2 protein-coding genes are annotated in these 7,755 nt (G+C 59.2%); both read right to left on the bottom strand.

Going from position 1 to position 7,755, the window contains the following annotated elements; translation table 11 throughout:
* Positions 1-3,664: DNA-directed RNA polymerase subunit beta' (gene rpoC, locus VJU77_02025; protein ID HKP02113.1), on the bottom strand; the 3,664-nt coding region annotated here is incomplete at its 3' end.
* Positions 3,665-3,695: 31 nt separating this feature from the next.
* On the bottom strand, positions 3,696-7,493 hold the full coding sequence (gene rpoB / locus VJU77_02020; protein HKP02112.1) for a DNA-directed RNA polymerase subunit beta: 3,798 nt from the start codon (positions 7,491-7,493) through the stop codon (positions 3,696-3,698).
* Positions 7,494-7,755 lie beyond the last annotated feature (262 nt).

Here is a 7,755-nt window from a genome sequence, read left to right as displayed (position 1 = left end):
GATAAACCTCCTGCACTTCGTTGACGAGGTGCTCCTGGAGTTCCTGCGGGCCGCAGACATCGAGGATTTCGTGCGGCACGACTGGGCCTTCGGTAAGCTGCGAGCCTTTTTTCACAAAGTCGCCTTTGAAGACGATGATGTGTTTGTTCAGCGGGACAAGGTGCTCTTCCTCGGCGCCGGTGTCGGGATCGGTGAGAACCACACGTCGTTTGCCGCGCACGGTGCCGCCGATTTCAACGACGCCGTCAATCTTCGCGATCTCGCACGCATCTTTCGGACGGCGCGCTTCGAACAGCTCAGCCACACGTGGCAGACCGCCAGTGATGTCCTTGGTCTTGGCGATCTTTCGCGGCGTCTTCGCGAGCAACGCGCCGGCGCGGATCTTCTGACCTTCCTCGACCACGACGTGCGCGCCCGCGGGAATCGAATAGCTCGCGAGCACTTCCTTCTTGTCACCGACCACGACGATCTGCGGATGCAGATCCTCCTTGTGCTCGATGATGACCGTGCCCATGAGGCCGGTCGCTTCGTCGACGTCGCGCTTGATGGTCACGCCCGCGATCATGTCGCGGAACTCGATCTTGCCGCTCTTGTCGGTGAGGATCGGCACGTTGTACGGGTCCCATTGCACGAACGTCTCGCCCTTCTTGACGTGGGCGCCATCCGGCTTGGAAACGACTGAACCGATGACCACGTTGTAGCGATCGAGCTCGCGGCCCTCGGTGTTATGCACACTGATCGAGCCGTTCTTATTCAGGACGATCCAGCTGCCGTCGAGCGCCTGGACCGTGCGCAGCTCGTTAAACTGCAATGTGCCGTCGTTCTTCGCCTTGATGATTGGTTGCTTAAACGTCTGGCTCGCCGTGCCGCCAATGTGGAACGTCCGCATCGTCAGCTGCGTGCCGGGCTCGCCGATTGATTGGGCGGCAATAATGCCGACCGCTTCGCCGAGCTTCACGAACTGGCCGGTCGCCAGGTTCCTTCCGTAGCACTGCGCGCAAACGCCGCGTCCGCATTCGCAGGTCAGGACCGACCGAATCTTCAGGCTCTCCACGCCGACCTTTTCGATCGCGGCGGCAATATGCTCGTCGATGAGCTGGTTCGCTTTCACGACCTTCTTCTTCGTGACCGGATCCACCACCGATTCGCAGCTCACGCGCCCAATGATGCGGGTCGCGAGATCGACGACTTCTTCGTCGCCTTCGTAAATTGAGCGCACCGTGATGCCGTTGACCGTGCCGCAATCCATCTCGTTGATGATCACGTCCTGCGACGCGTCGACCAGCTTACGGGTCAGGTAACCGGAGTCCGCCGTCTTGAGCGCCGTGTCGGCCAAACCTTTGCGCGCGCCGTGCGTCGAGATGAAGTATTCGAGAACGCTCAAGCCTTCCCGGAAGTTCGACGTGATCGGCCGCTCGATGATTTCGCCCGAGGGCTTCGCCATCAAACCGCGCATGCCGGCCAGCTGTTTCACCTGCTGCCGATTGCCTCGCGCTCCTGAGTCCACCATGAGGAAGACCGGGTTCAACTCCTTGCGACCCTCGTTATGCTCGAGGGTGCGGAACATGACGTTCGAGATTTCGTCACCGGCGTGCGTCCAGATGTCGATGATCTTGTTGTAACGCTCGCCATCCGTGATGATGCCCTTGCGGTACTGCTGCTCGACCGTCTTGATCGATTTGTAGGCGTTCTGCAGCTCGGTCTCTTTCTCTTTCGGAATGATCATGTCGGAAATTCCGATGGAAATTCCGGCCTTGGTCGCTTCCGCGAACCCGAGCTCTTTCAGCCGATCGAGCGTCTCGACCGTGCCCTGTTGCCCGGCCACCTGGTAGCAACGCCAGATGATGTCGCTGAGCTGTTTCTTGCCGGCGGGCTTGTTGAAGAAGCCGAGCTTCTCCGGCCAGATGCCGTTGAAGATGACGCGGCCAGCGGTCGTCTCGATGACGCGGTCGGTCGAGTTCCCGTAAATGGTTTCCTTGCCGATGTCCGGGTTGCGGAACCGAATCCGATCGTGCGTCCGGATCTTTCCGTCCGCCATCGCAAACTCGACTTCGATCGCGTTCGAGAAGAGCGGCAACCGCAATTCCTTGTCGGTACCCGCGGCGCGCCGCGGATTCTGCGTCAGGTAGTAGCAGCCGAGCGTAATGTCCTGCGACGGCGTCGTGATTGGTTTCCCGCTCGAGGGCGAGAAGATGTTGTTGGGCGCCAGCATGAGCATGCGCGCTTCCATTTGCGCTTCGACGGAGAGCGGCACGTGGACCGCCATCTGGTCACCGTCGAAGTCGGCGTTGTACGCGGTGCAAACGAGCGGATGAATCCGGATCGCTTCGCCTTCGATGAGGAGCGGCTCGAAAGCCTGGATGGAAAGGCGGTGCAAGGTCGGAGCGCGGTTCAGCAGCACCGGGTGGCCCTTGGTCACTTCCTCGAGGATGTCCCACACCTCCGGTGTCTGGCGCTCGATCATTTTCTTGGCGCTGCGCACCGTGTGCACGTAGCCGAGGTCTTTCAGACGCCGAATGATGAACGGCTCGAACAGAACGAGCGCCATCTTCTTCGGCAAACCGCACTGGTTCAGTTTCAGCTCGGGCCCGATGACGATGACGGACCGGCCGGAATAATCGACGCGCTTGCCGAGCAGGTTCTGGCGGAAACGTCCGCCCTTGCCCTTGAGCATGTCGCTGAGCGATTTCAGCGGGCGATTGCCGGCGCCCGTGACGGCGCGGCCATGGCGGCCGTTGTCGAACAACGCATCAACCGCTTCCTGAAGCATACGCTTCTCGTTACGGATAATGACGTCAGGCGTCTTGAGCTGAAGCAGGTTCTTCAACCGGTTGTTCCGGTTGATGACCCGGCGATAAAGATCGTTAAGGTCGGAGGTCGCGAACCGGCCGCCTTCGAGCGGAACGAGCGGACGAAGATCCGGCGGAATTACCGGCAGGACATCGAGCACCATCCAATCCGGACGGGCGTGCGACGAAGCGAAGCCCTGCACGAGCTTCAAACGCTTCGCCAGTTTCTTGCGAATCTGTTTGCTCTTCGTGTTCCCCATCGCCTCTTCCAGCTCTTTGTTGAGCTTGTTGAGGTTGATTTCAGAAAGGAGTTTCTTGACCGCTTCCGCGCCCATGCCGGCGACGAATTCTTCGCCGTATTGTTCCTGGGCTTCGCGATATTCGACTTCGTTCAGGAGCTGCGTCTTGGTCAGCGGCGTCTTACCCGGATCGATGACGATGTAATCCTCGTAATAGATCACGCGCTCGAGCTGCCGGGCGCTCATGTCGAGCATGAGACCGAGGCGAGATGGCATGCATTTGTAGAACCAGATGTGCGAAACCGGGACAGCCAGTTCGATGTGGCCCATCCGTTCGCGGCGCACCCGCGCCAGGGTCACTTCCACGCCGCAACGATCGCAGATGACGCCCTTGTGCTTGATCCGCTTATACTTTCCGCAGGAGCATTCCCAATCCCGGGTCGGCCCGAAAATGCGCTCGCAAAAGAGGCCACCCTTTTCCGGCTTAAACGTCCGGTAATTGATCGTCTCGGGGTTCTTGACTTCCCCCTTGCTCCACGACCGCATCGTGTCCGACGACGCGACCCCGATCGCCACTTGATCGAAGCCGACGGCGCGCTCTTCACCGACTAGTTCCCGCCAGGAATGTTCGTTCATTATGTTTTAAAAAAGATCTGTTGTTGAAAAATTACGCCACGTTTTCCAGGAAAGCGCTCGGCGCCTGGCCGCCGACTTTCACGTCGAGGCCTAACGACTGCATTTCCTTGATTAACACGTTGAAAGATTCCGGTGTGCCCGCCTCGAGCGAGTTGTCACCTTTGACGATGGACTCGTAGATGCGCGTGCGTCCCTGCACGTCGTCCGACTTCACCGTGAGCAATTCCTGCAGGGTGTAAGCGGCGCCGTAGGCTTCGAGCGCCCAGACTTCCATCTCGCCGAAACGCTGGCCGCCGTATTGCGCCTTGCCGCCCAACGGCTGCTGGGTGACGAGCGAATACGGTCCGACCGCGCGAGCGTGAATCTTGTCGGCCACGAGGTGGCCCAGTTTCATCATGTAGATGTAACCGACCACCACTTCCTGATCGAAAGTGTCGCCAGTCCGGCCGTCGAACAGCCGCGCCTTGCCCGTTTCCTGGACCCAGGTGAAACCGTCCTTCTTTTTCGCGTCGTTCAGATATTCGCGGATTTTCGTCTCGGCGATACCGTCGAAAACCGGGGTCGCAACCTTGAAGCCAAGCGCTTTTGCCGCCACGCCAAGGTGAGTCTCGAGAACCTGGCCGACATTCATACGGCTCGGCACGCCGAGCGGATTGAGCACGATCTCAACCGGAGTTCCGTCCGCGAGGAACGGCATGTCTTCTTCCGGCACGATTCGGGCAACGACGCCCTTGTTCCCGTGACGTCCCGCCATCTTGTCGCCGACACTGAGCTTGCGTTTGCTGGCGATGAAAACCTTGACCTGCTTGATGATGCCCGGGTCGATATCGTCGCCGCTTTCCACGCGGTCCATTGAGCGTTCCCGCTCGAGCTCGAGCTCCGCGAACTTGTGTTCGTAGGAAGCAATGATTTCCCGGATCTTGTTCCGGATCGGGCTCGGATCGATTTCGATGTGATCGTAAACCGTCGCGAGTTTGCGCAGGAGCGTCTTGGTGATCTTCCGGTTCGCGGGAATGATGATTTCGCCGGTCTCGGCGTTCACCACGTCGAGCGGAATTTTCTCGCCCAGCAGGATGTTTGAGAGCGCGTCCGTCAGTTGCTCGGTCAGCTCTTCTTTCTTCTTACGATTATCTTCCGTGATCGTCTTGAGCTGCCGTTTCGTCTCCGAAGGCGTCAGCTTTTCGCGTGAAACTTCGTGCCGCGACGAAACCTTCACGTCCATGACGATACCGTAGGTGCCCGACGGAACGGTCAGCGACGTGTCCTTCACGTCGGCTGCTTTTTCCCCGAAGATGGCACGAAGCAAACGCTCTTCCGGCGCCAGCTCCGTTTCGCTCTTGGGCGTGATTTTGCCCACGAGAATGTCGCCCGGCTTCACTTCCGCGCCGACGCGGACCACGCCGTCCGGCCCGAGGTTGCGCAACGCTTCCTCGCTGACATTCGGAATGTCGCGCGTGATTTCTTCCGGCCCCAGCTTGGTGTCGCGGGCGCCGATCTCGAATTCATCGATATGAATCGAAGTGTAAATGTCTTCCTTCACGACCTTCTCCGAGATCATGATGGCGTCTTCGAAGTTGTAGCCGTTCCAGGGCATGAACGCGACGAGCACGTTCCGGCCGAGCGCGAGCTCGCCCTGGTCGGTGTTCGGGCCGTCGGCGATCACCTGGCCACGCTTTACATGCTGGCCCTTCTTCACGATCGGCTTCTGGTTCACACAAGTGCCCGCATTCGAGCGCATGAACTTGCGCAGCTCATAAACGTGGATCCCCGCTTCGAGATCGGTCTTGAGCTTGCGTTTGCCTTCCGGCATGTGCCCGTCCTTCGTGACCACGATCTGGTCCGCCGTGACCGACGCCACCTTCCCGCTCTCAGTTGAAATCAAGACCGCGTGCGAATCGCGCGCGACTTTGCCTTCCAATCCGGTTCCGACCAGCGGTGCTTCCGAGACAATCAGCGGCACGCCCTGGCGTTGCATGTTCGAGCCCATGAGCGCGCGGTTCGCGTCGTCATGCTCGAGGAACGGAATCAGGCCGGCGGCGACCGAAACCAGCTGCTTCGGCGACACGTCCATGTAGTGGACTTTCGAGGGCTCAACTTCCAAAAAGTCGCCGCGATAACGGACCGAGACCTTCTCCTGGGTGAGATGGCCCTTTGCGTCCATGGTCGCGTTGGCCTGGGCCACGAGGAAATTTTCTTCGCGATCTCCGGTCAAATAATCGACCTGGTCAGTGACCCGGCCCTTCTCGACTTTACGATAGGGCGTTTCGATAAATCCGAACTCGTTGATCCGGGCAAACGTGCTCATCGAGCTGATGAGACCGATGTTGGGGCCTTCCGGCGTTTCGATCGGGCAAATCCGTCCGTAGTGCGACGGGTGGACGTCGCGGACCTCGAAGCCCGCGCGATCGCGGCTCAACCCGCCTGGCCCGAGGGCAGAGAGGCGGCGTTTGTGGGTCAGCTCCGCCAGCGGATTCGTCTGATCCATGAACTGGGACAGCTGCGAGCGGCCGAAGAAATCGCGGATCACGGCGCTGAGCGCCTTGGGGTTGATCAACTTCTGCGGAGTCATGCCGTCGATGTTGATGTCGAACAACGTCATGCGCTCTTTGACGAGGCGTTCCGTCCGGGCGAGCCCGACGCGGCACTGGTTGGCGAGCAACTCGCCCACCGTCCGGACCCGGCGGCTGCCGAGGTGATCGATGTCGTCCAAAGTGCCTTCGCCGCGGCGGAGGTTGATCAGGTATTTGATCGCGCCGATGAAATCCTTGTCCGTGACGATACGCTCGCCGAGATCGACGTCGATCCCGAGCTTCTGGTTGATCTTGTAACGGCCAACCCGCCCGAGATCGTACTTCTTCGGGTCGAAAAAGAGCCGCTTCAACAGCGCCTTCGCGTTCGCCACCGTCGGCGGATCGCCGGGGCGCAGCTTGCGGTAAATATCTTTCAACGCCTCTTCCTGGTCGTGGGCCGGATCTTTCTTCAGCGCCTTCACGACGGTGTCGTCGTTCGAGATATCGATCACCTTCACGTCCTTGTGCCCAAGGCCCATGATCTGGCGCACGGTCGCGGCCGTGAGCGGTTCGAAGGCGCGCGCCACCGTCACCTCGCCGTCGAGGACGTCCGCGATCAACACCTTGGTCGCGAGTTCTTCTTCGCCGAGTTTTTCACTCAGCTTCAGCGTCTCAATGTTGTAGAAAAGTTTGATGACTTCCTCGTCGGACCCGTAACCGAGGGCGCGAAGGAAAGTGGTGGCGAGAAATTTCCGCCGGCGTTTGCGGCGGTCGAGGTAAATGTAAAGCAGGTCGCTGGTGTCGAATTGCACTTCGATCCACGAACCGCGGTCCGGAATGATCCGGAAGCTGTAGAGGACCTTGCCGTTGAGATGGATGCTCGATTCGAAGGCGATACCGGGCGAACGATGGAGCTGGCTCACCACCACGCGTTCCGCGCCGTTGATGACGAACGTTCCCTGCGGCGTCATGAGCGGGATCTCGCCCATGTAAACTTTCTCTTCCTTGGTCCCCTTCTCTTCCCGGAGCTGAAAGGTCACGTGGAGCGGTGCGCTGTAGGTCTGGCTTTCGCGCTGCGCTTCGAGCGCGGTCAGTTTCGGTTCGCCGATTTCATAATGGCTGAAATCAAGGGTCGCTTTCTCGTCGTAGCTTTCGATCGGAAACACTTCCTTGAACACGGCCTGGAGCCCGGAATTCTTCCGCTTGGAAAAGGGCACGTCCTTCTGGAGGAAATCGACGTAGGAATTGAGTTGAACCTCGATGAGGTTTGGAGGCTCGATGCCTTCCTTGATGGTTCCGAAGTAGATACGTTCCGACATAATTACTAGGCCTATCTCCGAGGTTGTTGACGACACCCCGGCCGCACACGGGATGGCGAATGAAAAACTCGCGCTTCTATCCGCGAGCGATGAGCGCAAAAATAGCAGCAAAACAGGTGGCGTCAAATCTGCTGCGCCGCCCGTTTTGTTGCCTGGTTAAATTTTGTCCGTCAGTTGCGAGTTTGAAAATATTTCTACCGCTCTAACAAAAGGATTTCTGACACACGGCTCGCCGCCGTGCAAGCTTTTTTGATAGGTAGGG

Source organism: Chthoniobacterales bacterium (assembly GCA_035274845.1).
In the GTDB taxonomy this organism is placed as follows: Bacteria; Verrucomicrobiota; Verrucomicrobiia; order Chthoniobacterales; family UBA10450; genus AV80.
Note: the sequence above shows the minus strand (reverse complement) of the source record. Positions and strands in the feature narration are given on the sequence as shown.